Annotated in this window: 27 protein-coding genes; 11 read left to right on the top strand and 16 right to left on the bottom strand. The window is 71.0% G+C overall.

The annotated features are described in order from the left end of the window. The first annotated feature begins 62 nt into the window (after positions 1 to 62). Genes folB through ACVW19_RS18835 form a run of 3 tightly spaced genes read left to right on the top strand, consistent with a single transcriptional unit; the run spans position 63 to position 1,577 of the window. Positions 63 to 422, top strand: coding sequence for a dihydroneopterin aldolase (folB, locus tag ACVW19_RS18845; RefSeq protein ID WP_457460513.1), 360 nt, complete (start codon positions 63 to 65; stop codon positions 420 to 422). Next, positions 419 to 1,030 carry a 2-amino-4-hydroxy-6-hydroxymethyldihydropteridine diphosphokinase gene (folK, locus tag ACVW19_RS18840; RefSeq protein ID WP_457460512.1) on the top strand — a complete coding sequence of 204 codons (612 nt, stop codon included), beginning with the start codon at positions 419 to 421 and terminating at the stop codon, positions 1,028 to 1,030. Before folB ends, folK begins: the two co-directional genes overlap by 4 nt. A 55-nt stretch (positions 1,031 to 1,085) precedes the next feature. Further along, a complete protein-coding gene (locus ACVW19_RS18835) occupies positions 1,086 to 1,577 on the top strand; it encodes a DUF3180 domain-containing protein (RefSeq protein WP_457460511.1) in 492 nt (163 codons plus the stop codon). A 72-nt stretch (positions 1,578 to 1,649) separates the two neighbouring features. Here ACVW19_RS18835 and folE read toward each other — a convergent pair whose 3' ends face one another. The 6 genes from folE to dacB all read right to left on the bottom strand — a co-directional run bounded on the left by folE (position 1,650) and on the right by dacB (position 9,389). Then, positions 1,650 to 2,255, bottom strand: coding sequence for a GTP cyclohydrolase I FolE (folE, locus tag ACVW19_RS18830; protein WP_457460510.1), 606 nt, complete (start codon positions 2,253 to 2,255; stop codon positions 1,650 to 1,652). Between the two features lie 138 nt (positions 2,256 to 2,393). After that, a complete protein-coding gene (ftsH, locus tag ACVW19_RS18825) occupies positions 2,394 to 4,433 on the bottom strand; it encodes an ATP-dependent zinc metalloprotease FtsH (RefSeq protein ID WP_457460509.1) in 2,040 nt (679 codons plus the stop codon). A gap of 187 nt (positions 4,434 to 4,620) precedes the next feature. Further along, entirely contained in the window at positions 4,621 to 5,181 is a 561-nt protein-coding gene (gene hpt / locus ACVW19_RS18820; RefSeq protein ID WP_109377267.1) for a hypoxanthine phosphoribosyltransferase, read from the bottom strand. Between the two features lie 61 nt (positions 5,182 to 5,242). Further along, complete coding sequence (tilS, locus tag ACVW19_RS18815) at positions 5,243 to 6,289, bottom strand: tRNA lysidine(34) synthetase TilS (protein ID WP_457460508.1); 1,047 nt, start codon at positions 6,287 to 6,289, stop codon at positions 5,243 to 5,245. Positions 6,290 to 6,550: 261 nt separating this feature from the next. Next, entirely contained in the window at positions 6,551 to 7,708 is a 1,158-nt protein-coding gene (locus tag ACVW19_RS18810; protein WP_457460507.1) for a zinc-dependent metalloprotease, read from the bottom strand. Between the two features lie 70 nt (positions 7,709 to 7,778). Next, positions 7,779 to 9,389, bottom strand: a complete 1,611-nt coding sequence (gene dacB, locus ACVW19_RS18805; RefSeq protein ID WP_457460506.1) for a D-alanyl-D-alanine carboxypeptidase/D-alanyl-D-alanine endopeptidase — start codon at positions 9,387 to 9,389, stop codon at positions 7,779 to 7,781. Between the two features lie 79 nt (positions 9,390 to 9,468). Between dacB and ACVW19_RS18800 the strand changes: the two genes are divergently transcribed. Continuing rightward, a complete protein-coding gene (locus tag ACVW19_RS18800) occupies positions 9,469 to 9,960 on the top strand; it encodes an inorganic diphosphatase (RefSeq protein ID WP_064731883.1) in 492 nt (163 codons plus the stop codon). 155 nt (positions 9,961 to 10,115) lie between these two features. Continuing rightward, positions 10,116 to 11,810 (top strand): threonine/serine ThrE exporter family protein, encoded by a 1,695-nt coding sequence (locus tag ACVW19_RS18795; protein WP_457460505.1) that lies wholly within the window; start codon positions 10,116 to 10,118, stop codon positions 11,808 to 11,810. 66 nt (positions 11,811 to 11,876) lie between these two features. Here the strand turns inward: ACVW19_RS18795 and ACVW19_RS18790 are convergent, their stop codons facing one another. Continuing rightward, entirely contained in the window at positions 11,877 to 12,881 is a 1,005-nt protein-coding gene (locus tag ACVW19_RS18790) for a DedA family protein (protein WP_457460504.1), read from the bottom strand. 136 nt (positions 12,882 to 13,017) lie between these two features. Between ACVW19_RS18790 and ACVW19_RS18785 the strand changes: the two genes are divergently transcribed. Then, the gene (locus ACVW19_RS18785; protein WP_457460503.1) at positions 13,018 to 13,383 is read left to right on the top strand and encodes a YbjQ family protein; all 366 of its coding nucleotides are present in this window, start codon (positions 13,018 to 13,020) and stop codon (positions 13,381 to 13,383) included. Positions 13,384 to 13,444: 61 nt separating this feature from the next. Here ACVW19_RS18785 and ACVW19_RS18780 read toward each other — a convergent pair whose 3' ends face one another. Continuing rightward, complete coding sequence (locus tag ACVW19_RS18780) at positions 13,445 to 14,215, bottom strand: MerR family transcriptional regulator (RefSeq protein WP_457460502.1); 771 nt, start codon at positions 14,213 to 14,215, stop codon at positions 13,445 to 13,447. 139 nt (positions 14,216 to 14,354) lie between these two features. On the opposite strand from ACVW19_RS18780, the gene ACVW19_RS18775 reads away from it, so the two are divergent. Continuing rightward, on the top strand, positions 14,355 to 15,641 hold the full coding sequence (locus tag ACVW19_RS18775) for an ion channel protein (RefSeq protein ID WP_457460501.1): 1,287 nt from the start codon (positions 14,355 to 14,357) through the stop codon (positions 15,639 to 15,641). Positions 15,642 to 15,699: 58 nt separating this feature from the next. Further along, positions 15,700 to 17,109, top strand: coding sequence for a glutamate decarboxylase (locus tag ACVW19_RS18770; RefSeq protein ID WP_457460500.1), 1,410 nt, complete (start codon positions 15,700 to 15,702; stop codon positions 17,107 to 17,109). 3 nt (positions 17,110 to 17,112) lie between these two features. Here ACVW19_RS18770 and ACVW19_RS18765 read toward each other — a convergent pair whose 3' ends face one another. The 6 genes from ACVW19_RS18765 to ACVW19_RS18740 form a co-directional block, all read right to left on the bottom strand. After that, a complete protein-coding gene (locus ACVW19_RS18765; RefSeq protein ID WP_457460499.1) occupies positions 17,113 to 17,874 on the bottom strand; it encodes an ABC transporter permease in 762 nt (253 codons plus the stop codon). Continuing rightward, the gene (locus ACVW19_RS18760) at positions 17,871 to 18,893 is read right to left on the bottom strand and encodes an ATP-binding cassette domain-containing protein (protein ID WP_457460498.1); all 1,023 of its coding nucleotides are present in this window, start codon (positions 18,891 to 18,893) and stop codon (positions 17,871 to 17,873) included. Before ACVW19_RS18760 ends, ACVW19_RS18765 begins: the two co-directional genes overlap by 4 nt. 98 nt (positions 18,894 to 18,991) lie before the next feature. Then, positions 18,992 to 19,633, bottom strand: a complete 642-nt coding sequence (locus tag ACVW19_RS18755; RefSeq protein WP_457460497.1) for a PadR family transcriptional regulator — start codon at positions 19,631 to 19,633, stop codon at positions 18,992 to 18,994. A 25-nt stretch (positions 19,634 to 19,658) separates the two neighbouring features. Beyond that, positions 19,659 to 20,207: a DinB family protein gene (locus ACVW19_RS18750; protein WP_457460496.1), complete on the bottom strand. Its 549-nt coding sequence runs from the start codon at positions 20,205 to 20,207 to the stop codon at positions 19,659 to 19,661. A 126-nt stretch (positions 20,208 to 20,333) separates the two neighbouring features. Then, complete coding sequence (locus ACVW19_RS18745) at positions 20,334 to 21,794, bottom strand: aldehyde dehydrogenase family protein (RefSeq protein ID WP_457460495.1); 1,461 nt, start codon at positions 21,792 to 21,794, stop codon at positions 20,334 to 20,336. A 91-nt stretch (positions 21,795 to 21,885) separates the two neighbouring features. Continuing rightward, positions 21,886 to 22,710 (bottom strand): helix-turn-helix domain-containing protein, encoded by an 825-nt coding sequence (locus ACVW19_RS18740; RefSeq protein WP_457464671.1) that lies wholly within the window; start codon positions 22,708 to 22,710, stop codon positions 21,886 to 21,888. A gap of 364 nt (positions 22,711 to 23,074) precedes the next feature. On the opposite strand from ACVW19_RS18740, the gene ACVW19_RS18735 reads away from it, so the two are divergent. Continuing rightward, a complete protein-coding gene (locus tag ACVW19_RS18735) occupies positions 23,075 to 23,554 on the top strand; it encodes an ATP-binding protein (RefSeq protein WP_457460494.1) in 480 nt (159 codons plus the stop codon). Positions 23,555 to 23,672: 118 nt separating this feature from the next. Here ACVW19_RS18735 and ACVW19_RS18730 read toward each other — a convergent pair whose 3' ends face one another. Next, entirely contained in the window at positions 23,673 to 23,957 is a 285-nt protein-coding gene (locus ACVW19_RS18730) for a DUF397 domain-containing protein (RefSeq protein ID WP_457460493.1), read from the bottom strand. Between the two features lie 358 nt (positions 23,958 to 24,315). Here ACVW19_RS18730 and ACVW19_RS18725 point away from each other — a divergent pair, with 358 nt between their 5' ends. Both ACVW19_RS18725 and ACVW19_RS18720 read left to right on the top strand, forming a co-directional pair. Then, a complete protein-coding gene (locus tag ACVW19_RS18725) occupies positions 24,316 to 24,873 on the top strand; it encodes a hypothetical protein (RefSeq protein ID WP_457460492.1) in 558 nt (185 codons plus the stop codon). A gap of 95 nt (positions 24,874 to 24,968) precedes the next feature. After that, positions 24,969 to 25,532 carry a DUF4232 domain-containing protein gene (locus tag ACVW19_RS18720; protein WP_457460491.1) on the top strand — a complete coding sequence of 188 codons (564 nt, stop codon included), beginning with the start codon at positions 24,969 to 24,971 and terminating at the stop codon, positions 25,530 to 25,532. Positions 25,533 to 25,589: 57 nt separating this feature from the next. On the opposite strand, the gene ACVW19_RS18715 is transcribed toward ACVW19_RS18720, so the two are convergent. Continuing rightward, on the bottom strand, positions 25,590 to 26,789 hold the full coding sequence (locus ACVW19_RS18715) for a DUF2786 domain-containing protein (protein ID WP_457460490.1): 1,200 nt from the start codon (positions 26,787 to 26,789) through the stop codon (positions 25,590 to 25,592). Positions 26,790 to 26,801: the final 12 nt, after the last annotated feature.

Below are 26,801 nucleotides of genomic sequence, written 5' to 3'. Positions count from 1 at the left end.
CGACCGGCCGGACCGACGAACCGGCCGACCAACCGACCAACCGACTACAGGAGTGGATTCGTGTGGATCGTGTCGCGCTGCACGGCCTGAAGGCCCGCGGGCACCACGGTGTGTTTCCCAAGGAACGCGAGGAGGGCCAGACCTTCGTCGTCGACCTCGTCCTCGGCCTGGACACCCGGCCGGCCGCGACCGACGACGACCTGACGAAGACCGTGCACTACGGAATCGTGGCGGAGGAGGTCGTGGCGGTCGTCGAGGGCGAGCCGGTGAACCTCATCGAGACGCTCGCCGAGCGCATCGCCCGGGTCTGCCTCGAGCACGACATGGTCCAGGAGGTCGAGGTCCGCGTCCACAAGCCGGACGCGCCGATCACCGTGCCCTTCGACGACGTGACCGTCACCATCACCCGGAGCCGCGCATGACCAGGCCTTCCGCCCAGGGCCACACCGACCCGACCGTTCAGCCGGTCCCCGCCTCCGTGACGGAGCGGGTCGACGCCGCCGACAGCACCCTGCAGAACCCGAAGCGGGCCGTGGTCGCCCTCGGCGCCAACCTCGGCAACCGGCTGGAGACCCTCCAGGGGGCCGTCGACGCCCTGGAGGACACCCCGGGCATCCGCGTCAAAGCGGTGTCCCCCGTGTACGAGACGGAGCCGTGGGGCGTCGAGCCCGGCAGCCAGCCCTCGTACTTCAACGCGGTCGTGGTCCTGAAGACCACCCTCCCCCCGTCCTCCCTGCTGGAGCGGGCGCACGCGGTCGAGGAGGCCTTCCACCGGGTCCGTGACGAACGCTGGGGGCCACGCACCCTGGACGTGGACATCATCGCCTACGCGGACCTCCTGTCCGACGACCCTCGGCTGACCCTTCCCCACCCCCGCGCCCACGAGCGCGCCTTCGTACTGGCCCCCTGGCACGACGCCGATCCCGAGGCCGTTCTCCCCGGACGCGGCCCCGTCGCCGCCCTGCTGGGCGCGATCGGCCGAGAAGGCGTCATGCCCCGGACCGACCTGGAACTCCGGCTGCCCGAATAGCCGTTAAGGTCGACACGACCGCATTCCGGGGCACCGGGGAAACCGAAGGGACACCGTGAGAGAGCTGCGCATCAGGGTGCTGGCCGGCGTCTTCGTCGTGGCCGGGATCCTGTCCTGGGCCATCGCCCGCCTCTGGAACTCCTTCGGCACGCTGCCGAGCGTCCCGGTGGCCGCGCCCGTCGTCCTCGCCCTGATCGCCGTGGTCCTCACGGCCACGGCGCTCTCTCTCCGCACCCGTCTCAAGGCCCAGCGCGAGCGCCGTCCCGAAGCCAAGGGCGTCGACCCCATGATGGCGGCCCGCGCGGTCGTCTTCGGCCAGGCCAGCGCCCTGGTCGCCGCCCTGGTCTCCGGGATGTACGGCGGCACCGGCGTCTTCCTCCTGGAGTCCCTCGACATCCCGGCCCGCCGCGACCAGGCCATCTACGCCGGCGCCTCGGTCCTGGCGGGGATCGGCGTGATAGCGGCCGCCATCTTCCTGGAGCGGGTCTGCAAGCTCCCGGAGGACGACGACGACCACAACGGCAGGGGCACGGCCCCGGCGGCCTGAGACGCATTCCAGGGACCGGCTCCAGGGACCGGTTCCAGGGCCGGGACCGTTCCCGGGCAGGTCCGCCCCCGGTCAGCGCGCCATGATCAGGCTCATCGCCTCGTTGCGCGTCGCCGCGTCCCGCAGCTGGCCGCGCACGGCCGACGTGAGGGTCTTCGCGCCGGGCTTGCGGATGCCCCGCATCGACATGCACATGTGCTCGCACTCCACGACCACGATCACTCCGCGCGGCTCCAGAATCTCCATCAGGGAGTCCGCGATCTGGGTGGTGAGCCGTTCCTGCACCTGCGGTCGCCGGGCGTAGACGTCCACGAGCCGGGCCAGCTTCGACAACCCCGTGATCTTGCCGCTGGTGGCCGGGATGTAGCCGACGTGGGCCACGCCGCGGAACGGCACCAGATGGTGCTCACACGTCGAGTACACCTCGATGTCCTTCACGAGCACCATCTCGTCGTGCCCGAGGTCGAACGTGGTCGTCAGCACGTCCTCGGGCTTCTGCCACAGGCCGGCGAATATCTCCCTGTACGCCCGTGCCACCCGGGCCGGTGTCTCCTGCAACCCCTCCCGGTCGGGGTCCTCACCGACCGCGATCAGCAGCTCGCGTACGGCGTTCTCGGCTCGCTTCTCGTCGAACTCGCCGAAGGTGAACTCGCCGTCCAGCGTCACGGGGTCGGTCATGTGGTGCCTCGTTCCTGTGCCTGCGCGCGTCAGGGGTGCGCGTCTCGACTGCGGATACACAAAAGCCGCGCCCCCCAGGCTAGAACCTGGGGGGCGCGGCGTTCATTCCGGGCCCGGCGGGGCCACCGGGAGAGCCGGTCAGCTCTCGGGGCGGTCCTCCGGGGTCCGCTCGGGCGCCGGCGCGGGTTCCGCGGCGGTGCTCTTCACGGTGGAGATGGCCGGCGTCGCGCCGTTCGCCCCGTTCGTCAGTGCCAGTTCCTTGGGGGAGAGCACCGGCGGGCGGGTGGACGGCGTACGGCGGGAGGAGCCGGTCCAGGCGGGCCTGGGCGGGCGCTTGACGATCGGCGCGAAGATCTCGGCGATCTCCTCCTTGCCCAGCGTCTCCCGCTCCAGCAGGGCGAGGACCAGGTTGTCGAGCACGTCGCGGTTCTCGACCAGGATCTCCCACGCCTCGTTGTGCGCGGTCTCGATGAGCTTCTTGACCTCTTCGTCGACCAGCGCGGCGATCTCTTCCGAGTAGTCGCGCTGGTGAGCCATCTCACGCCCGAGGAACGGTTCGGAGTTGTCACCGCCGAACTTGATCGCGCCGAGACGCTCGGTCATGCCGTACTGCGTGACCATCGCGCGGGCCAGGCCGGTGGCCTTCTCGATGTCGTTGGCCGCACCGGTCGTCGGGTCGTGGAAGACGAGCTCCTCGGCCGCCCGGCCGCCCAGCATGTAGGCCAGCTGGTCCAGCATCTCGTTGCGCGTGGTCGAGTACTTGTCCTCGTCCGGCAGCACCATCGTGTAGCCGAGGGCACGGCCTCGCGACAGGATCGTGATCTTGTGGACGGGGTCGGCGTTCGGTGAGGCCGCCGCGACCAGGGCGTGTCCGCCCTCGTGGTACGCGGTGATCTTCTTCTCCTTGTCCGACATGATCCGGCTCCGCTTCTGCGGGCCCGCGACCACACGGTCGATCGCCTCGTCCAGCATGTGGTTGTCGACCAGCTTCTGATCGCTGCGCGCGGTCAGCAGCGCGGCCTCGTTCAGCACGTTGGCCAGGTCGGCACCGGTCATGCCGGGGGTGCGGCGGGCGACGGCCGCCAGGTCGACGTCCGGGGCGACCGGCTTGCCCTTCTGGTGGACCTTGAGGATCTCCAGCCGGCCCTGCATGTCCGGGCGGTCGACCGCGATCTGGCGGTCGAAGCGGCCGGGACGCAGGAGGGCCGGGTCGAGGATGTCCGGGCGGTTCGTGGCGGCGATGAGGATCACGCCGCCCTTGACGTCGAAGCCGTCCATCTCGACGAGGAGCTGGTTCAGGGTCTGCTCGCGCTCGTCGTGACCACCGCCGAGGCCGGCGCCGCGGTGGCGGCCGACCGCGTCGATCTCGTCGACGAAGACGATCGCCGGGGCGTTGGCCTTGGCCTGCTCGAACAGGTCACGGACCCGGGAGGCACCGACACCGACGAACATCTCGACGAAGTCGGAACCGGAGATCGAGTAGAAGGGGACTCCGGCCTCGCCCGCGACGGCACGCGCGAGCAGGGTCTTGCCGGTTCCGGGCGGACCGTACAGCAGCACGCCCTTGGGGATCTTCGCCCCGACGGCCTGGAACTTCGCCGGCTCCTGCAGGAACTCCTTGATCTCGTGGAGTTCCTCGACCGCCTCGTCCGAGCCCGCGACGTCGGCGAACGTCGTCTTCGGGGTGTCCTTGGTGATGAGCTTCGCCTTGGACTTCCCGAACTGCATGACGCGGGAGCCGCCGCCCTGCATCTGGTTCATCAGGAACAGGAAGACGACCACGATGAGGACGAAGGGCAGCAGCGACAGCAGAATGCTGACGAAGGGGTTCTGCTTGGACGGCGAGACCGTGTAGCCCTTCGGGATCTGCTTGTTCTGGTACTTGTCCTGCAGCGTGTTGGCGATGGTGACGCCCTGGTCACCGATGTAGCTCGCCTGGATCTTCGAGCTGTCCTTGACCTTGACGCCGTTCTTGAGCTCGACCTTGATGATCTGCTCGTCGCCGGTGGTCAGCTTGGCCGACTCGACTTTGTTCTGGTTGATCGCCTGGACCACCTGGCCGGTGTCCACCGTCTTGTAGCCGCCGGACGAGCCGACGACCTGCATCAACACGACCACGGCGAGGACGGCCAGCACGATCCACATGACCGGCCCACGGAAGTATCGCTTCACGTCCATCCATACGGAGCGGTGCCGCCCCGTCCCTCCTGCCATAGTGAGTTTGATAAAGACTGTTCTTCGGACGGTACCCCAGCATCGCCCGCCGAAGCTGCGTGGGACTGCTGGCAATCGCGTCCACGCATGCTCCAACGGAGCGGAACCCGCCGGGGTTCCCGATCACATACGGCGCTCTGGGCCGGGTGACTCAGCCGCCGTAGACGTGGGGCGCGAGCGTACCGACGAACGGGAGGTTGCGGTACTTCTCGGCGTAGTCGAGGCCGTATCCGACGACGAACTCGTTGGGAATGTCGAAACCGACCCATTCCACGTCGATGTTGACCTTGGCGGCCTCGGGCTTGCGCAGCAGCGTGCACACCTTGAGGGAGGCGGGCTCGCGCGAGCCGAGGTTCGAGATCAGCCACGACAGGGTCAGGCCGGAGTCGATGATGTCCTCGACGATCAGGACGTGCTTGCCCTTGATGTCGGTGTCGAGGTCCTTGAGGATCCGCACCACACCGGAGGACTGGGTGCCCGCCCCGTACGAGGATACGGCCATCCAGTCCATGGTGACGGGGGTGGACAACGCTCGGGCGAGGTCGGCCATGACCATCACGGCGCCCTTGAGGACTCCGACGATCAGCAGTTCTTTGCCCGCGTACTCCGCGTCGATCTTCGCGGCCAGCTCAGCCAGCTTGGCGTCGATCTCTTCCTTGTTGATGAGCACCTTCTCGAGGTCGGCACCCATGTCTTTCGCGTCCACCCGCATCACTTTCGGTCGTCCCAGCGGCTGTCCCGTACCGTCCGCGGCGCTGCCGAGGGCACGTTTTTCAGCCTTGCCGAATCACCAGTCTGCCACCCTGGCGACGGGCGACGACCCGACCGGGCAGATTGATGGCCCCCTGGCCGCGCCAGCCGGTGATCAGCCGGTCGACCTCCTCGATGTGCCGGGCGAACAGCGAACCGGCCGGGGCTCCCGCGTCGATGGCGGCGCGGCGCAGCACCCGGCGGCGCACGGCGGGTGGAAGGGCGTGGAGCCCGGCGCATTCCAGGCGGCCGTCCGCGTCACGGACGCCGGCCTCGGCCCGGCCGGCCCAGGCGTCGAGGGCGTCGGCGTCGTCGCGGGAGAGCTGGGCCGTCCGGGCGAGCGCCTCGACGACGCCCTTGCCGAGCGCCTTCTCCAGGGCGGGCAGGCCCTCGTGACGCAGCCGGGAACGGGTGTAGGTGGGGTCGGTGTTGTGCGGGTCGTCCCAGACGGGGAGGGACTGGACCAGGCAGGCCTTGCGGGCCGTCTGCCGGTCGAGCCGGAGGAACGGCCTGCGGTAACGGCCGGCGGCCCCCGAGACCGCGGCCATTCCGGACAGGGAACGGATGCCGGAGCCGCGGGCGAGGCCCAGCAGGACGGTTTCCGCCTGGTCGTCGCGGGTGTGCCCGAGCAGGACGGCGGCGGCCCCGTGCCGTTCGGCCGCAGCGTCGAGGGCGGCGTAGCGGGCGTCGCGGGCGGCCGCCTCCGGTCCGCCTTCGCGGCCGACGGTGACGGCGACGGACTCGACGGGCGCGAGGCCCAGTTCGCGCAGGCGCAGGATCACTTCGGCGGCGCGCAGATCGGAGCCGGCCTGGAGGCCGTGGTCGACGGTGACACCGCCGGCCCGCAGGCCCAGCCGTGGGGCCTCGAAGGCGAGGGCGGAGGCGAGGGCCATGGAGTCGGCGCCGCCGGAGCAGGCCACGAGCACGAGGGGGGACGGCTCGCGGTCGTGCGGGGGCCGGCCCGGGGTGCGGCCGGTGTCGTCGGGGGTTCGGTTGTGTTCGTCGAGGATGTCGTGGAGTACGCGGCGGACCGCCAGGCGTATCGCCGCGACCGCAGGATGGGGACCCATGTCCGGTTCCCTTCATGAAGTTGTCAGAGGGCGTGGGCTCGAGTCGGTCACTCAGAGTGTGTAGATGGTGACAGAGCCGGGCCGTTACCCGAGCATTGCACGCCTACTCTTCGCTCACGGTCCCTCGGACGGGTGATTACCGGGTCATCCGCCTGCCGTCGGCCGGATCGGCTTCATGGTGGTTGCGCGCCTGCCTCCCGCCGGACGCGCGCCGGGTCCACGCCGGACGCGCGCCGGGTCCACGCCGGACGCGCGCCGGGTTCACGACTCGGGTTTGCGGTGCACGCGCGTGATCCATTCCGCCGGTTTGGCGATCTCCGCCTTGGTGGGGAGGGTGTTGGGCGAGGTCCACACCCGGTTGAAGCCGTCCATGCCGACCTCGTCGACGACCGCGCGGACGAAGCGTTCGCCGTCGCGGTACTGGCGGAGTTTGGCGTCCAGGCCGAGCAGTTTGCGCAGCGCCAGGTCCAGGCGGGAGGCGCCCTTCGCGCGGCGCTGCTGGAACTTCTCGCGGATCTCGGCGACGCTCGGCACGACCTCGGGTCCGACGCCGTCCATCACGAAGTCGGCGTGCCCCTCCAGCAGGGACATCACCGCCGTGAGGCGGCCGAGGATCTCCCGCTGGGCGGGGGTCTGCACGAGTTCGACCAGGGAGCGGCCCTCGTCGGCCCCCTCGCCCTCCTCGCCCTCGGGCCGGCCTCCGGCGAAGGACTGGACGGCCTGGCGGACGCGCTCCAGCACGGTCATCGGGTCGACGTCGGTCTCCGCCAGGAACGACTGGATCTCGCCCTCCAGGTGGTCGCGCAGCCAGGGCACGGCGGAGAACTGGGTGCGGTGCGTCTCCTCGTGCAGGCACACCCACAGCCGGAAGTCGTGCGGGTGCACGTCGAGCTCGCGTTCGACATGGACGATGTTGGGGGCGACGAGCAGCAGCCGGCCGCCGCCGTTCGGGGCGTCGGCGGGGCCACCGGCCGGCAGGTCGCGGGTGGCGGGGGCGAAGGTCTCGTACTGGCCGAGGACGCGTGAGGCCAGGAAGGACAGCAGCATGCCCAGTTCGACGCCGGTGACCTTGCCGCCGACGGTGCCGAGGAGCACCCCTCCTGGGGAACTGCCGCGCCGCTCCTGCATCTTGTCGAGCAGCGGTTTGAGGAGTTCGCGGAAACCGGCGACGTTGGCCCGCACCCAGCCCGGGCGGTCGACGACGAGTACCGGGGTGTCGTGGATCTCCTCGGTGCCCAGCCGGGTGAAGCCCCGGACGTGTTCCTCGGACGACTTCGCGTGCCGACGCAGTTCCGCGACGACGGCCCTGGCGTCGTCGCGGCTCACATCGGGGCCCGGCCGCATGAGCCGGGTCGCGGTCGCGACCGCGAGATCCCAGTCGACCATCCCGGAAGAGGCAGCACCACCGAAACTCGTCATGTTGCAACGGTACGTGAGTACGGCGGTACGGGGCAGGGCGAAGAGGCGGCCGCCCCGGCCGCCCCGCGGGTCACCGGCAGCCGCACGCCGCCAGGGCCGTGGCCGCCTTGTCCAGGGCCGTCTGGGCCGCCGTGGGGTCGCTGGTGCCGGTCGCCAGGAAGGCGAAGGCGAGCAGTCGGCCCTCCTTGTCGACGACGGTGCCCGCCAGGGCGTTGACGCCGGTGAGGGTGCCCGTCTTGGCGCGGACGAGGCCGGCCGCCCCGTCGGCGTAGCGGCCGGTGAGGGTGCCGGTGAAGCCCGCGACGGGCAGGCCGGTGAGGACGGACCGCAGCTCGGGGCGGGCGGGGTCGCCGGACTTCACCAGCAGCGCGGTGAGGAGGTCGGCGGTGAGCCGGTTGTCGCGGTTGAGTCCGCTGCCGTCTCTGAGCACGACCCCTTTCAGGGGGACCCGGAGCTCGGCGAGCCGGGCGCGGAGGGCGGCTGCGGCGCCCGCGAAGTCGGCGCGTTCGCCGGTCGCGATCGCGGTCTGGCGGGCGAGGGCCTCGGCGAGGTCGTTGTCGCTGTTGGTGAGCATCCGTTCGACCAGGGTGGCGAGCGGGGGCGAGGACACCGTGGCGAGGGTGCCGGCGCGGGTCGTGGACTTCGACGGGCCGGGCGGTGTGGCCTTGATGCCGCGGTCCTTCAGGAACTCGCCGAACTTCCGCGCGGCGTCGGCCGCGGGGTCGGCGACACGGTGTGCGGGGCCGCTTGCGGAGTCGTCGGCACGGGCCTCGTCGGCCATCAGGGGGGTGACGGCGGCGAGGTTGGGGTTGACCCCGATCGGGTGCCTGTCGCCGCCCGCGTAGAGGGTGGTGTCGTAGGACAGGGTCACCTCGCGTACGCCGCGTTCGGCCAGGGCGGCGGCGGTCCGCTCGGCGAGGTCGCGCAGGCTCGCCGAGCCCGTGTCGTTCTTCTCCCGGGCGGTGAGGGTGGGGTCGCCGCCGCCGACGAGGATGACCTCTTTCGTGTCGGGTTCGAAGGTGGTTCGGGTGGTCAGGCGGTGGTCGGGGCCCAGCGCGGTGAGTACCGCGGCGGCGGTGACGATCTTCGTGGTGGAGGCGGGGGTGAGCGCGTCGCCGGAGCCGTGGGCGTACAGCTTCCTGCCGGTGGACACGTCGACCACGGCGGCGGAGTGGCGGCCGAGCTCCGGGGCCTTCAGCAGTGGGGTGAGGGTGCCGGCGAGGGCCTTGCCGCCGGGCGCCGACCGCACGGTGGTGGCACCGCCGTCGAGACCGGCGAGCACGGAGGGGGCGCTGGGAGCCGCCCGGGGGCCGCGAGGCGGCGTGCCGGCGTTGCCGCGGGTGCCGCCGTGATCTGTGCCACGCGCGGCCGCCAGGGTCACGGCCCGGTCCCGCTCGGCCGTACGCTGACCCGTGGAGTCCCAGGGACCCGCGGCGGTCACCGCACCGGCGGCCAGTGCCATCCCGGTGGCGGCCGCGACCACGGTGAACTGCCAGGTCTTCGACCAGGTGCCCGGCCAGGTCACCGGCCGCGCGATCCGTGGCCCGACGGCCGTGGCGACACGCGCCAGACGCGGCCGTGCGGTCGCCGCGGCCCGTGCGAGACGCGGTCGTACGGCGTCCGCGACCCGCACGACATGCGGTCTCGCGGCCCGCCACGGCCTCAGCTCTGGCACGACCACCAGCCCCTTTCGCGATCACACACCTGCGTGAGGGACACTTAATCACCAGAACTATGTGTTGATCATGGAGGAGCCACCGGTGGAGTTCGACGTCACGATCGAGATCCCGAAGGGTTCGCGGAACAAGTACGAGGTGGACCACGAGACGGGTCGGATCCGCTTGGACCGTCGACTCTTCACCTCGACCGCCTACCCGACCGACTACGGCTTCGTCGAGAACACCCTCGGCGAGGACGGCGACCCGCTGGACGCGCTGGTCATTCTCGACGAACCGACGTTCCCCGGCTGCCTGATCCGCTGCCGCGCGATCGGTATGTTCCGGATGACGGACGAGGCCGGCGGCGACGACAAGCTGCTGTGCGTCCCGTCGACGGACCCGCGCGTGGAGCACCTGCGCGACATCCACCACGTGTCGGAGTTCGACCGTCTGGAGATCCAGCACTTCTTCGAGGTCTACAAGGACCTGGAGCCGGGCAAGTCGGTGGAGGGCGCCAACTGGGTCGGCCGGACCGACGCCGAGATCGAGATCGAGCGGTCCTACAAGCGCTTCAAGGAGCAGGGCGGCCACTGAGCCCGTTCCCCACGAGACGCGCGACGGGGCGCACGCGGACGCGTGCGCCCCGTCGCGCGTCTCCGTGCGCATACTGGCCCCTGGGGGTCCGTGCACCGGACCCCGACGGGGGAGGCAAGGGCCACGGACGGCGTCGTACAGGGAGCGCAACGCAGGTGAGGGACACGGAGGAGCGCAAGCCGCAGTCGGACGAGGCGAGGAGTGCCTTCAGCGCTCCCGCCGGGCTGACGGCTCCGGCCGACCCGGAGTCGGCGACGACATCGGAGTTCGCCGTTCCGGAGGGACTGGACTTCTCGCCGGTCGGCACGGAGTCCGAGACGACCTCCGAGTTCGTCCTCCCGGAAGGGCTGGACACCGCCCCGCAGCCGACCGAGGTGGAGGGGTCGGCGTTCAACCCGCCGAGCACGTACAGCGCCCAGCAGGGGCCGGTGGCGTTCGTCCCGCCCAGCGGGACACCGTCCGTCGCCCTGCACCGGGACGTGCCCTGGCAGGACCGGATGCGCACGATGCTGCGCATGCCGGTGACCGAGCGGCCGGCGCCGGAGCAGGTGCACCGGCCCGACGAGGCGGGGCCGGCGGTGCCGCGCGTACTCGACCTGACGCTGCGTATCGGGGAGTTGCTGCTGGCGGGCGGCGAGGGCGCGGAGGACGTGGAGGCGGCGATGTTCGCCGTCTGCCGCTCCTACGGCCTGGACCGCTGCGAACCGACCGTCACCTTCACCCTGCTGTCGATCTCCCATCAGCCGTCCCTGGTGGACGACCCGGTGACCGCGTCGCGCACGGTACGCCGTCGCGGCACCGACTACACCCGCCTCGCGGCCGTGTACCAGCTGGTGGACGACCTCAGCGACGACGAGACGCACGTCTCCCTGGAGGAGGCCTACCGGCGTCTCGCGGAGATACGCCGCAACCGGCACCCCTACCCCGGCTGGGTGTTGAACGCGGCGAGCGGGCTGCTGGCGGGTTCGGCCTCGATGCTGGTGGGCGGTGGGTTCCTGGTGTTCATCGCCGCCGCGGGCGGCGCGATGCTCGGCGACCGGCTGGCCTGGTTGTTCGCCGGGCGCGGGCTGCCGGAGTTCTACCAGTTCACGGCGGCCGCGATGCCGCCGGCCGCGATCGGGGTCGCGCTGACGCTGGCCCACGCGGACGTGAAGGCCTCGGCGGTGATCACAGGCGGGCTGTTCGCCCTGCTGCCCGGACGGGCCCTCGTCGCGGGGGTGCAGGACGGCCTGACCGGCTTCTACATCACCGCCTCCGCGCGACTCCTGGAGGTCCTGTACTTCTTCGTGGGCATCGTGACCGGCGTGCTGGTGGTGCTCTACTTCGGGGTTCAGTTCGGCGCCCAGCTGAGCCCCGACGCGGCACTCGTCCTCTCCGAGCGGCCGCTGTGGCAGATCGCCGCGTCGCTCGGGCTGTCGCTGGCCTTCGCGGTGCTGCTCCAGCAGGAGCGGTCCACGGTGCTGATGGTCACCCTCAACGGCGGGGTCGCCTGGGTGGTGTACGGCGCGATGAACAACGTGGGCGGCATCTCACCGGTGGCCTCCACGGCCGTGGCGGCGGGTCTCGTGGGTCTGTTCGGGCAGTTGCTGGCCCGGTACCAGTTCGTTTCGGCGCTGCCCTACACCACGGCGGCCATCGGGCCCCTGTTGCCCGGTTCCGCCACGTACTTCGGCCTGTTGGCGATCGCTCAGAACAAGGTGGACGCGGGACTGGTGTCCCTCTCGAAGGCCGTGGCGCTCGCCCTGGCCATCGCGATCGGGGTGAACCTCGGTTCGGAGATCTCCCGGCTGTTCCTGCGGATCGGCTCCGCCGAGAAGCGCAGGGCGGCGAAGCGGACACGCGGCTTCTGACGCCCGATGCCCGGGTCCTCGGGACCCGGGCATCGGAAACTCGGCAGCGCGGCTCGGCGGGGCGGCTCAGTAGCCCCGGTCGTAGGGCTGCTGCCGGTTGTGGTCCGGGCCGTGGCCCTGGGGGTGCCCCTGTCCCTGTCCCTGACCCTGGGGGTGCTGCTGGTCGAAGTACGGGTCGTAGCCGCCCTGGCCGTTGCCGTACGGCGGCTGGGGCTGCGGGCGCTGGGGCTGCGGGCTCTGCTGCTGCGGGTAGCCCTGGTTACCGTAGGGCTGCTGGGGCTGCTGGGCCCGCTGCGGCGGCTGACCGGCCGGGGTGATGCGGCGCAGCTGGGTCGTGGCGTCGTCCATGACCGGCGGCTGGGCGTACGGGGTCTGCCGGTCGTACCGATCGTGCTGGTCGTACTGGTCGTACTGGTCGTGCTGCGGGGCGGCCGGGTCCTCGGCGGCGGCGCGCTTCTTCTTGCCGCGTTCCCGCAGGTACTCGACGATGATCGGGACCACCGAGAGGAAGACGATCAGGATGAGGATCGACTCGACGTTGTTCTTGATGAAGGAGATCTGGCCCAGCCAGTAGCCGGCGACCGTGATGCCCACGCCCCAGGCGACGCCGCCGATGACGTTGTACGTGAGGAACGTGCGGTACTTCATACGGCCGGCGCCGGCCGTGATGGGGGCGAAGGTGCGCACGATCGGCACGAAGCGGGCCAGGACGATCGCCTTGGGGCCGTACTTCTCCATGAACTCGTGGGCCTTCTCCAGGTTCTCCTGTTTGAAGAGCTTGGAGTTGGGGCGGCTGAAGAGCTTGGGCCCGAAGAACTTGCCGATCATGTAGCCGACCTGGTCGCCCAGGACGGCGGCGATCACTATCAGCGTGCACACCAGCCACAGCGGCTGGCTGATGTAGCTGCCCTCCGCCACGAAGAGGCCCGCCGTGAACAGCAGGGAGTCACCGGGCAGGAACGCGAAGAATCCGGACTCGGCGAAGACGATCAGCAGGATGCCGGGAAGGCTGAAGGTCTCGATCAGATAGTCCGGGCTCAGCCACTCGGGGCCGAGCGCAAGGGTGGTCACGGGATTGTGGCTCCTGCTGCTTGAGGGGGACGGGCGAGGCTGGCTGCCAAAACCTATCAACGCAGCCGTCCCGGCCCGGGTTCCACGGGGCGTATCCAGGATTGCACCGTGCCCTCTCCACGGCGAAGCTGGGGCCATGGGCATCGAAGAGTACGGCGGTGGACAGGGCCCCGGGCCCGACGTCCTGGTGGTCACCACGAACGACGTCCCGGGGCACCGGGTGCAGGAGGTCATCGGGGAGGTCTTCGGCCTGACCGTCAGGTCCCGGCACATCGGCAGCCAGATCGGCGCCGGTCTGAAGTCGATGGTCGGCGGCGAGCTCAAGGGGCTGACCAAGACGCTCGTACAGACCCGCAATCAGGCCATGGAGCGCCTGATCGAGCAGGCCCGCGCGCGGGGCGCCAACGGCGTGCTGGCGTTCCGTTTCGACGTCACGGACGCGGCGGACGTGGGCACCGAGGTGTGCGCGTACGGCACCGCGGTGGTGCTCGTCCGCGAGTGACCGCGCGGTACACCGCCCCCACCCCGGCAGGGGGCGGGCGGTGCTCCGCACCCGTACGGGCTCAGCCGCCGTGCCGGGCCGCGTTCGCGACGATCGCGTCGCGCAGGTAGACCGCCAGACCGGGCCGGATGTTCTCGTACGTCCGGGTGAAGCGCGGGTCGGCGACGTACATCTCGCCCAGGCAGGTGTGCATCTCGTGCCCGCAGTCGTAGTACGCGCGCGTGATGAACCGTCGGTGCTCCTCCGCCGTGTCCATCGCCTCCTCGGAGTCGGCCGGCACCCCGGCCGACATCAGGTCGGCCATGCGCAGATGGAGGGCGTCGAACTCCTCGGTGACGCGTTTCCAGTCGTCCTTGGTGTAGGACGCGGTCCGCTGCCGGGACTGCCGGTAGGCGTCGGTGTCGCCCCAGCGCTCCCGCACCTCGTCCTCGTACTGGTCCGGGTCGAAGTCCCCGAACGCCTCGAACTTCTCCTCGGGCGTGAGATCGATGCCCATGTCGTGTGCCTCCATGGCGTGCTCCACGGCCGCCGCCATCTTCCGCAGCCTTTCGATCCGGGCGGTCAGCAGGTCGTGCTGCCGGCGCAGGTGCGCGCGCGGGTCTGCCTTTCCGGTGGCCTGATCGTCGAGCAGGGCGGCGACCTCCTCGAGCGGGAAGCCCAGCTCCCGGTAGAACAGGATCTGCTGCAGCCGGTCGAGGTCGGCGTCGCTGTAGCGCCGGTGCCCCGCGTGGTTGCGCTCGCTCGGGATGAGCAGGCCGATGCCGTCGTAGTGGTGCAGGGCACGCACCGTGACCCCGGCGAAACCGGCGACCTGTCCCACGGAGTAGCTCACTTCCGCTCCCTTCTCGGTACGCACTCCACCCTGGGACCTCACGCCACGTGAGGTGCAAGTCGGTTTCCCGGCCTTGACACCACAATCACTCCATCCGATTTACCCGCATTTACCCTCTTGATCCGTTTATCGTGTGCGCGTGGCCCAGGACAGCGCGCAGCAGGAACCCCCCGCCGCCCCGGCTACCCGGGCACGCGACCTGCTGCCGACCGTCGTCCCCGCGCTGGTCGTGGGGGTGGCGGCGAGCCTGCTGCTGGTGGGCGTGAGCCGGGCGGCCGAGGAGCTCCAGGGCGTGCTGTGGCAGAACCTGCCGGACGCGCTCGGGGTCGGCGGGTACTCCGTGCTGTGGATGTTCGTGGTGCTCGTCGCCACCGGGATCGCGGTCGGTCTGGTGGTGTGGAAGGTGCCGGGCCACGCCGGCCCCGATCCGGCGACCACCGGCCTCGAGGCCTCCGTGCTGCCGCCCGCGGTGCTGCCGGGACTGCTGCTGGCCACCGCCCTGATGCTGGCCGGCGGGCCGAGCCTCGGGCCCGAGAACCCGATCATCGCCGTGAACGTCTCGCTGGCGGTCCTGCTGGGCACCAGGGCGTTTCCCCAGGCTCCGGAGCGGGGCTGGGTGGCGTTGGCGGAGGCGGCGACGATCGGCGCGCTCTTCGGTACGCCGGTGGCCGCGGCGCTCGTCCTCTCCGAGGCGCTGGCGGGTCAGCGGATCAAGGGACAGCTCTGGGACAGTCTCTTCGCGCCGCTGATCGCCGCGGGGGCCGGTGCGCTCACCGTCTCCCTCGTGTCGCGGCCGAGCTTCGACCTGCACCTGCCGCCGTTCGGCCGGCCCGGCTGGGCGGACCTGTTGTCGTCGCTCACCGTCGCCTCGGTGGGCGCGCTGCTCGGCATGTGCGCCGTCTACGCCTTCCCGTACGTCCACGGGGCGTTCCGGCGGCTGCGGCACCCCATGCTGATGCTTCCGGCCGGTGGGGTGGTGCTGGGCGCGCTGGCGGCCCTGGGCGGGCATCTGACGCTGTTCAAGGGGCTCGACGAGCTCGCAGTGCTGGCGGCCGACCCCGGGGGCTGGTCGGCCGGCCAGTTCGCCACCATGACGGTGGTGAAGCTGGCCGCCCTGCTCGTCGCCGCGTCCTGCGGGTTCCGGGGCGGGCGGATCTTCCCGGCCGTTTTCGTCGGCACCGCGCTCGGGCTGTGCGCACACGCCCTGGTGCCCGGTGTGCATCCGGCGGTCGGCGTGTCGGCGGGGGTGCTGGGGGTCCTGCTGGCCATCACCCGCCAGGGCTGGGTGAGCCTGTTCGTCGCCGCCCTCCTGGTCGCCTCGCCGGGCGTCCTCGCCCTCCTGTGCATCGCCTCGCTCCCGGCCTGGCTGCTGGTGACGGGCCGCCCGCGGATGCAGCTGCGACCGGACGGAGCCTCCGTCCGATGACCCCCGTCCTCCCCTCTCGCTCTTCTCACCCCCACCGCACGAACTCCCGGAGGCACCCATGCCGCTGCACACCGAACCCCGGCGCGACGAGCGCCCCTTGTCCGTCAACCCCTTCCTGGGAGCGGCGAACCCCGTCGGGGACATGACCGAGGCGCCGCCCAAGCACCGGATGCCCGACGCGCCGATGGCGCCCTCGACGGCGTATCAGCTGGTGCACGACGAGCTGATGCTGGACGGCAACGCACGGCTGAACCTGGCCACCTTCGTCACCACCTGGATGGAGCCGGAGGCCGGCGCCCTGATGGCGGAGTGCCGGGACAAGAACATGATCGACAAGGACGAGTACCCGCGCACCGCCGAGCTGGAGCGGCGGTGCGTGTCGATGCTCGCGGACCTGTGGCACGCGCCCGACCCGTCGGCCGCCGTGGGCTGTTCGACGACCGGTTCGAGCGAGGCGTGCATGCTCGCCGGGATGGCGCTCAAGCGCCGCTGGGCGCGGGACAACGCCGACCGGTACCCGTCGAAGGACGCCCGGCCGAACCTCGTCATGGGCGTCAACGTCCAGGTCTGCTGGGAGAAGTTCTGCGCCTTCTGGGAGGTGGAGGCCCGTCAGGTGCCCATGGAGGGCGACCGGTTCCACCTCGACCCGCGGGCCGCCGCCGACCTGTGCGACGAGAACACCATCGGCGTCGTCGGCGTCCTGGGCTCCACCTTCGACGGGTCCTACGAGCCGATCGCGGATCTGTGCGCGGCACTGGACGAGCTCCAGGAGCGCACCGGCCTCGACGTCCCGGTGCACGTCGACGGGGCGTCCGGCGCGATGGTCGCGCCCTTCCTCGACGAGGACCTGGTGTGGGACTTCCGCCTCCCGCGCGTGGCGTCGATCAACACCTCGGGGCACAAGTACGGGCTGGTCTACCCGGGCGTCGGCTGGGCGCTCTGGCGGGACGCGGACGCCCTGCCCGAGGAACTGGTCTTCCGGGTGAACTACCTGGGCGGCGACATGCCGACGTTCGCGCTGAACTTCTCCCGGCCGGGCGCCCAGGTCGTCGCGCAGTACTACACCTTCCTGCGGCTGGGCCGCGACGGCTACCGGGCCGTGCAGCAGGCCGCGCGGGACGTGGCCACGGGTCTCGCCGAGCGGATCGGGGCGCTCGGCGACTTCCGGCTGCTGACCCGGGGCGACGAGCTGCCGGTGTTCGCGTTCACGACCGCGCCGGAGGTGACGGCGTTCGACGTCTTCGACGTGTCCCGGCGGATGCGGGAGAACGGCTGGCTGGTGCCCGCGTACACCTTCCCGGCGCACCGCGAGGACCTGTCGGTGCTGCGGGTGGTGTGCCGCAACGGCTTCTCCGAGGACCTCGCCGACATGTTCGTCCAGGACCTGACCCGCCTCCTCCCGGAGCTGCGCCGGCAGCCGCACCCCCTCACCCGTGACAGGAGCGCGGCCACCGGCTTCCACCACTAGCCGCTAGCGGCTGAGCCGGGCGAACCTCCGTACCGCCAGCGGGAAGAACACGGTGAGCAGAGCCAGGGGCCAGGCGACGGCGGCCCACACGTGCCCCGGCTCCCCGCCGGAGCCGCCGAACAGGTCGCGGACGGCCGTGGCGGTGTGGGACATCGGGTTCCACTGGACGACCGTGCCGAGCCAGTCGGGCATGGACTCGGGCGTGGCGATGGCGTTGGACAGGAAACCGACCGGCCAGACCAGGATCTGCACCGCCTGCACCAGTTCGGGCTTCCCCGCCACCAGTGCCAGGTGGATGCCGATCCAGAGCATCGCGAACCGGAACAGCAGGAGCAGTCCCACGGCGCCCAGGAATCCGGCCGGGCCACCGGCGGTGCGCCAGCCGAGCGCGGCGGCGACGGCCATGAGCACCGCCAGGCCGATCGCCGACTGCAGCATGTCGGCGGCGGAACGGCCCACCAGGACCGCGCCGTCGGCCATGGGCATCGAACGGAAGCGGTCGACGACGCCCTTGTTCAGGTCCTGGGCGACGGCGACCATCGTGCCCTCCAGACCGAAGGCCATGGTGAGCGCGAGCATGCCGGGGACCAGGTAGCCGAGGTAGTCGCCGCTCACGCCCCGGCCGCCGCCGATCAGGTAGCCGAACATCAGCAGCAGCATCACGGGGAAGACCAGGTTCACCACCACCGCCACCGGCTGCCGTCCCCAACGGGCGAGTTCGCGGCGGGTCATGGTCCAGGAGTCGGTCAGTGCGTGGGTGGTCACGCGGTCTCCTTCACTCGGTCGTCCGCTCGGTCGTCGCGGCCGGTGAGCCGCAGGAACACCTCGTCGAGCGTGGGGCGCCGGAGTGCGATGTCCTCGGCCTCGATGCCTGCCTCCTCCAGCGCCCGGACGACGCCCGCCAGGGCCGCCATGCGGTCGGTGACCGGGGCGCTCAGCAGCCGGCGGTCGGTGTCCACGGTGATCCGGTCCTTCGGTACGGGCAGCAGGGCGACGGCCGCGCCCAACTGCCCGGCGTCGCGCAGGACGACGTCGACGCGGTCGCCGCCGGTGGCCGCCTTGAGCTCGTCCGTGGTGCCGTCGGCGATGACCCGGCCGGTGTCCACGACCGAGATGCGGTCGGCGAGCTGGTCGGCCTCCTCCAGGTACTGGGTGGTGAGCAGGACGGTCGTACCGCCGTCGACCAGGGAACGGACCGAGTCCCACACCTCCGCGCGGCCGCGCGGATCGAGGCCCGTGGTCGGTTCGTCCAGGAAGAGCACCTCCGGTTCGGTGATCAGGGAGGCGGCGAGGTCCAGGCGGCGCCGCATGCCCCCGCTGTACCGCCGTACCGCCTTGCGGCCGGTGTCGGCGAGGTCGAAGCGCGCCAGGAGTTCGTCTGCACGCGCGCGGGCGCGCCGCGCGCCTAGGTGGTGCAGGCGGCCGAACAGTTCGAGGTTCTGCCGGCCGCCCAGTTCCTCGTCGAGTGCCGCGTGCTGGCCGAGCAGGCCGATGCGCCGTCGGACCGCGTACGCCTCGCGCACCACGTCGTGGCCCGCCACCTCGATCCGGCCCGCGTCGGGCCGCAGCAGGGTGGCCAGGATCCGGACCAGGGTGGTCTTGCCCGCGCCGTTCGGGCCGAGCACGCCGTGCACCGTGCCGCGCGCGACCGTGAGGTCGAGCCCGTCCAGCGCGGGTCTGCCGTTCTGTGTTTTTTCCGGATCCTTCGGACCCTTCGGGTTCTTCGCGCTCTTCCCGCCGTACGTCTTGCGTGCTTCCTCGACGATGATCGCCGCGTCGGCCACTGCGACCCCCTCACTAGTCAAACTTGACTACATGCCTTCGAAGGTAAGCGGCACCCAACTCATTAGTCAAACTTGATTAACGGGCGGGCGACCCCGGATCAGCGCTCGTCCCCCGGGTGCCGCTCCCCCGTCGCGTACGGGTTCTCCTGGTCCTCGGCCAGGACGCCGACGAACGGCTCGCCCTCCCCGGCGAAGGTGTAGGCCCCGGCCGCGATCCGCCCGATCAGCCCCCTGGTCCACTCGGCCTCGGCGTCGGCCGTGTGCACCCACAGGTTCATGATCTCGCCGATGTGCCCCAGCGGCTCGGGGCCGCCCTCGGGCACGTAGTGCTCGGTGACCGCGGCCCGCCACTCCTCGATGCGCCGGGTCCGCTCCTCGAGCAGCGCCACCGCCTCCTGCCGCGGCAGATCGACGACGAAGCCGATGGCCGCCGACTTCACGTCCATCTTCTGGTCGTAGGCGACGAGCGCCTCCCGCAGCAGCGTGAAGTACTCCTCGTCGCCCGCCGGGGTGATCTCGTACTCGGTGCGCGGAGGACCGCCGGCCGTCGAGGGCGCGATCTCGTGCGCGTGCAGCAGCCCTTGCTTCGCCATCTGCTTCAGGGCGTGGTAGATCGAGCCGGGCTTGGCGTTGGACCACTCGTGCGCGCCCCAGTACTCCAGGTCGTTGCGCACCTGGTAGCCGTGGGCCCGCCCGTGCTGGCGCACCGCGCCGAGCACGAGGAGACGGATCGCTGACATGCGGTCCAGCGTAGGGCGCCACGGCTCACCCCCAGGCGCTGCCCCGCTCCTTGGCGACCAGTTCGAAGGCCGTGGCCCCGTCCAGGGATTCGCGGATGATGTCGGCGTGGCCGGCGTGCCGCGCGGTCTCGCGGATCAGGTGCAGACACAGCCAGCGCATCGAGAGCCACTCGTCCTTCGGGTTCCAGGACGTCTTCGCCAGCAGGAAGGTGTCGTCGAGGCTGGGCACCGAGCGGATGAACGACTCCGTCTCGGCGGCCACCTTCTCGTAGGACGCGAGAGTGGACTCCACGGTCTCGTCGCCGACCAGCACGAAGCACTCGTGCCAGTTCGACTCGTCCCGGTGTACGGCCGGCGGCTCACCCTTGGCACGGGCGATCCAGCCCTGCTCGACCTCGGCGACGTGCTTGAGCAGTCCGGCCAGGGACAGCTCACTGGCACTGGGGCGGGAGGACGCCTGCTCCTCCGTGAGACCGAGCAGCGCTCGCCGGATGCCGCCGCGCTGCTCGGCGATGAAGGCCAGGAGCGCTCCGCGCTCGTCGCCCCGCTCCTCGGGACCCACGTGAGTGACCATGACCGCCTGCCTTTCGTCGTTCCGTCGTTCCGCCGCAGGTGGCCCCTGCCGGCTGACACCGACGACGCTACGGGCCGATGAGGACAGAAACTGTCCTCATCGGCCCGGGCGGGAGGGAGAAGGGAGTCAGAACGGGAACTTGCTGCGGCCGTGCTGCACCGAGATCCACTTCGTCGTGGTGAAGGCGTCCAGCATCGTGTCGCCGTTCAGCCGGCCGATGCCCGAGTGCTTCTCGCCCCCGAAGGGGACGATCGGCTCGTCGTGCACGGTGCCGTCGTTCACGTGGAACATGCCGGTGTCGATCTGCTTGGCGAAGTTCACCCCGCGCTCGATGTCACCGGTGTGCACGGCCCCGCTCAGGCCGTACGGGGTGTCGTTGACGAGGCGGACGGCCTCCTCCTCCCCGTCGAAGGGGATCAGGAAGACGACCGGGCCGAACACCTCCTGCTGGAGCAGGGCCGAGTCGGCGGGGACACCGGTGAGCACGGACGGCTCGAGCAGGTTGTCGGTGCGCGTGCCGTGCGCCGGCGCGGTCGCGCCCTCGGCGAGCGCCTGCTCGACGATGCCGGCCAGGGCGTCCGCCTGCCGCGAGTTGATCACCGGGCCGATGACGGTCTCGGGGTCGCGCGGGTCGCCGACCTTGAGGGACTTGACCTTGGCGACGAACTTCTCGGTGAACTCGTCGGCCACCGAGCGGTCCACCAGCACCCGGTTGGCGGCCATGCAGACCTGCCCCTGGTGGACGTACCGGCTGAAGACGGCCGCGTCGACGGCGTAGTCGACGTCCGCGTCGTCGAGGACCACCAGCGCGCTGTTGCCGCCGAGTTCGAGGACCGAGCGCTTGAACAGGGAGGCGCAGACGGTGGCGACATGGCGGCCGACCTTGTCGGAGCCGGTGAAGGAGATGACCTTCGGGACCGGGTGCTCCAGGAAGGCGTCGCCGATCTCCGCGATGTCCGTGATCACGACGTTCAGCAGGCCGCCCGGCAGGCCGGCGTCCTCGAAGATCCTGGCGATCAGCGAGCCGCCGACGACCGGGGTGTTCTGGTGCGGCTTGAGCACCACGCCGTTGCCGAGCGCCAGCGCCGGGGCGACCGACTTCAGCGACAGCAGGAACGGGAAGTTGAAGGGGCTGATCACGCCCACGACGCCGACGGGCACGCGGTAGACACGGTTCTCCTTGCCGTCCACCGGCGAGGGGATGATCCGGCCCTCCGGGCGCAGCGCCAGGTGCACCGCCTCACGCAGGAACTCCTTGGCGAGGTGGAGCTCGAAGGCGGCCTTCAGGCGCGTACCGCCGAGTTCGGCGACGATCGCGTCGGAGATCTCCTCCTCACGCTCCTCGACCAGCTTGAGCGCCTTCTCGAACACCGCACGGCGGGCGTAGGGGTTGGTCGCCGCCCACTGCTTCTGCGCGCGGGCCGCCGCGCGGTACGCCTCGTCGACCTCGTCGACGGTGGCTATCGTGATCGATGCCAGCTTCTCGTCGTCGTACGGATTGAAGTCGATGATGTCCCAGGAACCGGTCCCCGGGCGCCACTCACCGTCGATGTACTGCTGAGCCAGGTCGGTGAAGTACGACGACATGTGATCCCTCAACCCCTCGATCCCTCGCTGCCGGATCGGGCCCGCCCCGATCGGCTCCACGGTTCTGATCGGTCGTCATCGTACTTATGTTTCAGGAGAGTTGGAGGAGTCCTCGGAGAAGGTCCCGGCTCTCCGACGGCCCCGGACTGTCCTGCTGGAGCTCCTTGAGCGCCTTCTCGTACTGGGCGACGTCCTCGGCCTTGTCGAGGTACAGCGCGCTCGTCAGCTGCTCCAGGTAGACGACGTCCGACAGATCGGACTCGGGGAAGCTGAGGATGGTGAACGCGCCGGACTCGCCGGAGTGGCCGCCGAGACCGAACGGCACGACCTGCAGCCGGACATTGGGCCGTTCGGAGACCTCGATCAGATGCTGGAGCTGGCCCCGCATCACCTCACGGTCCCCGTAAGGGCGGCGCAACGCGGCCTCGTCGAGGATGACGTGGAACTCGGGGGCGTTCTCGGAGACCAGGTACTTCTGCCGCTCCAGGCGCAGCGCCACCCGCCGTTCGACGTCGGCCTCGCTCGCGCCCTGCATGCCGCGCCGGACCACCGCGCGTGCGTATTCCTCGGTCTGCAACAGGCCGTGCACGAACTGCACTTCGTACGCCCTGATCAGCGCGGCGGCGCCCTCGAGACCCACGTAGGTGGGGAACCAGCTGGGCAGCACGTCCGAGTAACTGTGCCACCAGCCCGCGACATTGGCCTCCCGGGCCAGGGAGAGGAGCGAGGCGCGCTCCTGCTCGTCCGCGATGCCGTACAGCGTCAGCAGGTCCTCCACGTCCCTGGTCTTGAAGCTCACCCGGCCCAACTCCATCCGGCTGATCTTCGATTCGGAGGCGCGGATCGAATAACCCGCGGCCTCTCGCGTGATCCCCCGAGCCTCACGCAGTCGCCTGAGTTGTGATCCGAGCAGCATGCGCCGCACCACCGATCCCGGCTCTCCCGCGCTCACGTTCGCCAGCCTCCCCAACGTCTGCCAGGGCCCGAAGTCTGCCACTAAAACACTCCGAGCAGTACTCGACCGGTTACGGAAATGGAATCGAGCCAGGGGTTTCGTTCGGGAAGGAACACGGTTCAGACAACAGGAGAGGCTGAGGGGACGAAAAGATGACGGAAAAATTGACCAACAAGCGGTACGGGAGGGACGATTTCGGTCAGCTGCACGTGCATCTGCCCTTGCATCTGCCCTGCGCATCGGAAACCATGGCCTTCGCACCACCGCCGTATCGCTACGACCGCGAATTCCGGGAGTGCCTCGCATGGGGACGAATGGATCGACCATGCTCGAGCCGTTACGGCAGGGCCTTCCGCCGCTGGACCCCGCGGCCGTGTCCGACGCCGCCTCCTGCTCCCTCCCGGTCCGGTACGAAGCGGTGCGCGAGGCACGCCGGTTCACCCGGAAAACCTGTGACCAGTGGGACGTGGGCGACCGTTTCGACGATGTGTGCCTGGTCGTCTCCGAGCTGGTGACCAACGCCCTGCGGCACGGCCTGCCGGCCGAAGCGCCGCGGCTGACGGGGCAGGAACCGCCGGTGCGGCTGCACCTGATGCGATGGACCGGGCGACTGGTGTGCGCGGTGCGCGACCCCAGCCACGACAGTCCCGTCACCGGTGAGGCGGGCGACTTCTCCGCCGAGTCGGGCCGCGGACTGCTGCTGGTCGAATCGTTCAGCGACAGCTGGGGCTGGCAGCCGATGCGGGGGGCACTCGGCGGCAAGGTGGTCTGGGCCCTGTTCCGGCTCCGCGGCCCCGCCGTATGACGTGACATGTCACATGACGGGACGTGTGACGTGACGCGGCACGGCGCCGCACGCGTGGGCACCGTGTTCACCCTACGCGCGTCACCGCCCCGGGACCGGGGGGCCTGAGGCCACCGGGTCAGCCGGCGACGAGGTGGTCGAACTCGCCGTCCTTGACGCCGAGCAGCATCGCCTCGATCTCCGCGCGGGTGTAGACGAGCGCGGGCCCCTCGGGAAAACGGGAGTTGCGCACCGCCACCTCTCCCCCGGGCAGCCGGGCGAACTCCACGCAGGATCCCTGCGAGTTGCTGTGCCGGCTCTTCTGCCAGGCCACGCCGTCCAGCCCGGTGGCCGCCATGCCGTTGTACACGCGGGACGCGCCGGCGCCGTCGTACACGTCGCCGTCGTACACGTCGTGGTCCACAGGTCGCTCCCCGGTGTGCACTGGCTGGTGTGGCCATTGATGCAGTGGTCAACTGATCCGGATCATAGCTTGTTCATGTGCAAATGCATGGGCAGATGCACGTGCACGCGGGGTGCTCCTGCGGTTACAGCGTTGCCGCCGGGTCTGCCGGTCCCCCGCCTGGAAGATGAGACGCACACGAGGGCTCTCCTGTTCCCTCGTGTGGCTTCGTGTGTCCTTCGGTGCCTTGCTCAGTCCTGCAAGCGGTCTCTTTTTTCGGTGCGCGGTGTCACCGGGGCTGGTGGGGTGCCGGGTACGTCCTGTTAGCTGGCTCCGGCCGTTCCGGCCGACGGGGCCGACCACAGCTAGGGGGCTTGCGGTGACATCGGTGGATCAGGGGATCGCGGGGGCGTGCACCGTGTCGGGCCGACGCATGCGGATCGCGTACGCGGCCCTGGGGCTGGCCGGCGCGCTGGTGCTCACCGGGTGCGGCGGTGACGGCGACTCCCGCGGCGACTCCGCGCCCAGCGTCACGCCGTCCACGCCGTCCATCACGAACACCCCCGATTCCGGCGGCACCGGGTCCGGGTCCGGCGGTTCGGACGCGACCGGCGCCCCCGCGGGCAAGCTGGAGGGCAGCTGGCTCACCACGGCCGGGGGCAAGGCCGTGGCCCTGATGTTCACCGGCGACCAGGCGGCCCTTTTCGCCACGGGCGGCACCGTGTGCAGTGGCACCGCGCGGGAGGACGCCGGGGTCTCGACGATCAGCCTGAAGTGCGCGGACGGCAAGGCCGACCGGGCGAGCGGCACGATCGACTCCGTGAGCGGGTCCACCCTGAAGGTCACCTGGGAGAGCCCCCTCGGCACCGAGACGTTCACCAAGGCCGAGGGCGGCCGGCTGCCTCCGGGGCTGCCGGCCGCGGGGCCGGGGTCGTAGGTCCCGCCGTGCGGACTCTGCCCTCCGGGTGCGCCGGGAGGGCTCCCCGAGGTGTGATGATCTGGGGGCTGTTCCACGACCTCAGGGGAATCATCATGCGCGCCATGCCGACCACCGTCACCGCCGTCACCGCCCTCCTCCTGCTGACCGCCTGCGGCGGCGAGAACGGTGGTGACGGGGCGAAGGACGACGCGAAGCAGGAGAGCGGGGCCTGCTCGATCGCGACGGTGAGCCTGGAGGTCGGCCCCGCGAGCGAGGCCCCGGCCGCCGGTGACACCGGCGAGGTCCCCGTGGACCTCGTCAACCAGGGTCCCGCCTGCGTCCTGGACGGCTTCCCCGAGGCGAGCCTGGTGGCGGCAGGGGGCGAGCCCGTCGCACTGGCGCCGACGGACGGCGCCACGGCCCAGAAGCTGACCCTGGCCGAGGGCGGGTCCGCCTCCTTCACGGTCACCTATGTGCGCGGACCGGAGGGCGCCGGCCGGAGCCTGGACGCGAAGACCCTGGAGATCGGCCTCCCCGGCGACTCCGCCACCCGCGAATTCCGCTGGTCGTACGGCCCGGTGGCGAACCAGGGCGAGGGCACGGGCACGGGAACCACCGGAACGGGGACGGGCGCGGCCGACGCGACCGTGAGCGCCTTCCAGCGGTCGGGAGACTGAGCGGGCGGGGACTGAGCGGGCGGTGGCTGAGCGGGCGGTGGCTGAGCGGGCGCCGGTTCAGGGACGCCGCCCGGGAAGCCGCCCGCGCGCTTCGACCTGGGCGTCGTCCGCCGCCCGCGCCCCCTCCTCCCACCCTGCCGCGTCGCTCACCCCGCGCAGCCGGGTGGTCGTCGTCTCCGGGAACAGTCGGTCCAGCCGTTCGGTGACCGCGACGTCGCGGGAGGCGAGCACCGGGAGCGAGTCGTCCGTCAGCTGGCTCTCGGCGGCAGCCGCGAGACGCGCGCCCACGCGGTGGACGTACGCCGCGAGGAAGGACTGCCGGAAGGTCTTGGTCCGCTTGCGTCCCCCGGCCCGCTGAGCCGCTTCCGCCTTCGTCATGGCCGTACCGGCCTGCACGAGCAGTGAGGTGTGGAGGAGTTCGACCGCCTCCAGGTCGGAGGCGAAGCCGACCACGGTGGAGAAGCCGAGGGCCTCGTTCCACACGGCCCGGCAGTGGTTCGCGGTGGCGATCGCGTCCAGCAGCACGGCCTTGGTCTGCTCGTACGGCGGCTCCACCCCGATCCGGCACGCGCCCGGAGCCGTCGCCGAGGGGGCCCGCGCCGCGAGCAGCGCCTCGTCGACACTGTGCCGTGCCATCAGCTCCTGCGCCTTGGCGGTGAGGGCCTCCGCCTCCTCCGGGAACCCGGTCGCCTCCGCCTTGGCCAGCAGCGCGCGGATGCGGCCCAGCATGCGGGACTCCGGGTGCCGTTCCCGCGCGGGTGAGCCCGTACCCCCGGCTCCCTCACTCCCCGCCGCGCCCCCGTCGGGCTCGTCGAGGGGTTCGAGGGCGGGCAGGCGCAGCAGCAGCCGGTACAGCTCCAGTACGGCGGTGGCGTGTGAGAAGCGGTCGGTGCGCCGCGCGGAAGCGGCCTCGCGGTCGTCGCGGTCGTCGCGGTCACCGGGACGACCGCCGAGGTCGCCGAGCTGGGCGTGCCAGCGAGGGCCGCGGGGCCGGTCGTGCGGTGCCTGCGCGCGGATCAGCGCCGAGACCAGCCGTACGTGCACGTCGCCCAGTTCGCGCCGGACGATCCGTACGACATCGGCGGGCTGCCAGCCGCGCCGCCAGGCCGTCGCCACGAACTCCTCGCCCCGCCCCGCGAGTTCGGCGTCCGCCGCCGGATCGGAGGCGAGCAGGGACGCGCCGGTGTCGAGGGCGTCGTCGATGGTGGCGTACAGGGCGGCCCGGAAGGCGCGGTCGACGGTGCTGGACGTGCTCACGGGCCGATCGTG

Source organism: Streptomyces sp. TE5632, assembly GCF_054061295.1.
Note: the sequence above shows the minus strand (reverse complement) of the source record. Positions and strands in the feature narration are given on the sequence as shown.

What these genes read in the sequence shown, in the direction of transcription:
- ACVW19_RS18745 (WP_457460495.1), bottom strand. Translation starts at nt 21,794, where the DNA reads ATGTCGTCGTACTTCACCGACCTGGCTCAGCAGTACATCGACGGTGAG.
- tilS (WP_457460508.1), bottom strand. Translation starts at nt 6,289, where the DNA reads ATGGGTCCCCATCCTGCGGTCGCGGCGATACGCCTGGCGGTCCGCCGC.
- ACVW19_RS18720 (WP_457460491.1), top strand. Translation starts at nt 24,969, where the DNA reads ATGCGCGCCATGCCGACCACCGTCACCGCCGTCACCGCCCTCCTCCTG.
- ACVW19_RS18755 (WP_457460497.1), bottom strand. Translation starts at nt 19,633, where the DNA reads ATGTCAGCGATCCGTCTCCTCGTGCTCGGCGCGGTGCGCCAGCACGGG.
- ACVW19_RS18810 (WP_457460507.1), bottom strand. Translation starts at nt 7,708, where the DNA reads ATGACGAGTTTCGGTGGTGCTGCCTCTTCCGGGATGGTCGACTGGGAT.
- ACVW19_RS18740 (WP_457464671.1), bottom strand. Translation starts at nt 22,710, where the DNA reads ATGCTGCTCGGATCACAACTCAGGCGACTGCGTGAGGCTCGGGGGATC.
- folK (WP_457460512.1), top strand. Translation starts at nt 419, where the DNA reads ATGACCAGGCCTTCCGCCCAGGGCCACACCGACCCGACCGTTCAGCCG.
- ACVW19_RS18735 (WP_457460494.1), top strand. Translation starts at nt 23,075, where the DNA reads ATGCTCGAGCCGTTACGGCAGGGCCTTCCGCCGCTGGACCCCGCGGCC.
- ACVW19_RS18785 (WP_457460503.1), top strand. Translation starts at nt 13,018, where the DNA reads ATGGGCATCGAAGAGTACGGCGGTGGACAGGGCCCCGGGCCCGACGTC.
- hpt (WP_109377267.1), bottom strand. Translation starts at nt 5,181, where the DNA reads ATGCGGGTGGACGCGAAAGACATGGGTGCCGACCTCGAGAAGGTGCTC.
- ftsH (WP_457460509.1), bottom strand. Translation starts at nt 4,433, where the DNA reads ATGGACGTGAAGCGATACTTCCGTGGGCCGGTCATGTGGATCGTGCTG.
- ACVW19_RS18770 (WP_457460500.1), top strand. Translation starts at nt 15,700, where the DNA reads ATGCCGCTGCACACCGAACCCCGGCGCGACGAGCGCCCCTTGTCCGTC.
- ACVW19_RS18750 (WP_457460496.1), bottom strand. Translation starts at nt 20,207, where the DNA reads ATGGTCACTCACGTGGGTCCCGAGGAGCGGGGCGACGAGCGCGGAGCG.
- folE (WP_457460510.1), bottom strand. Translation starts at nt 2,255, where the DNA reads ATGACCGACCCCGTGACGCTGGACGGCGAGTTCACCTTCGGCGAGTTC.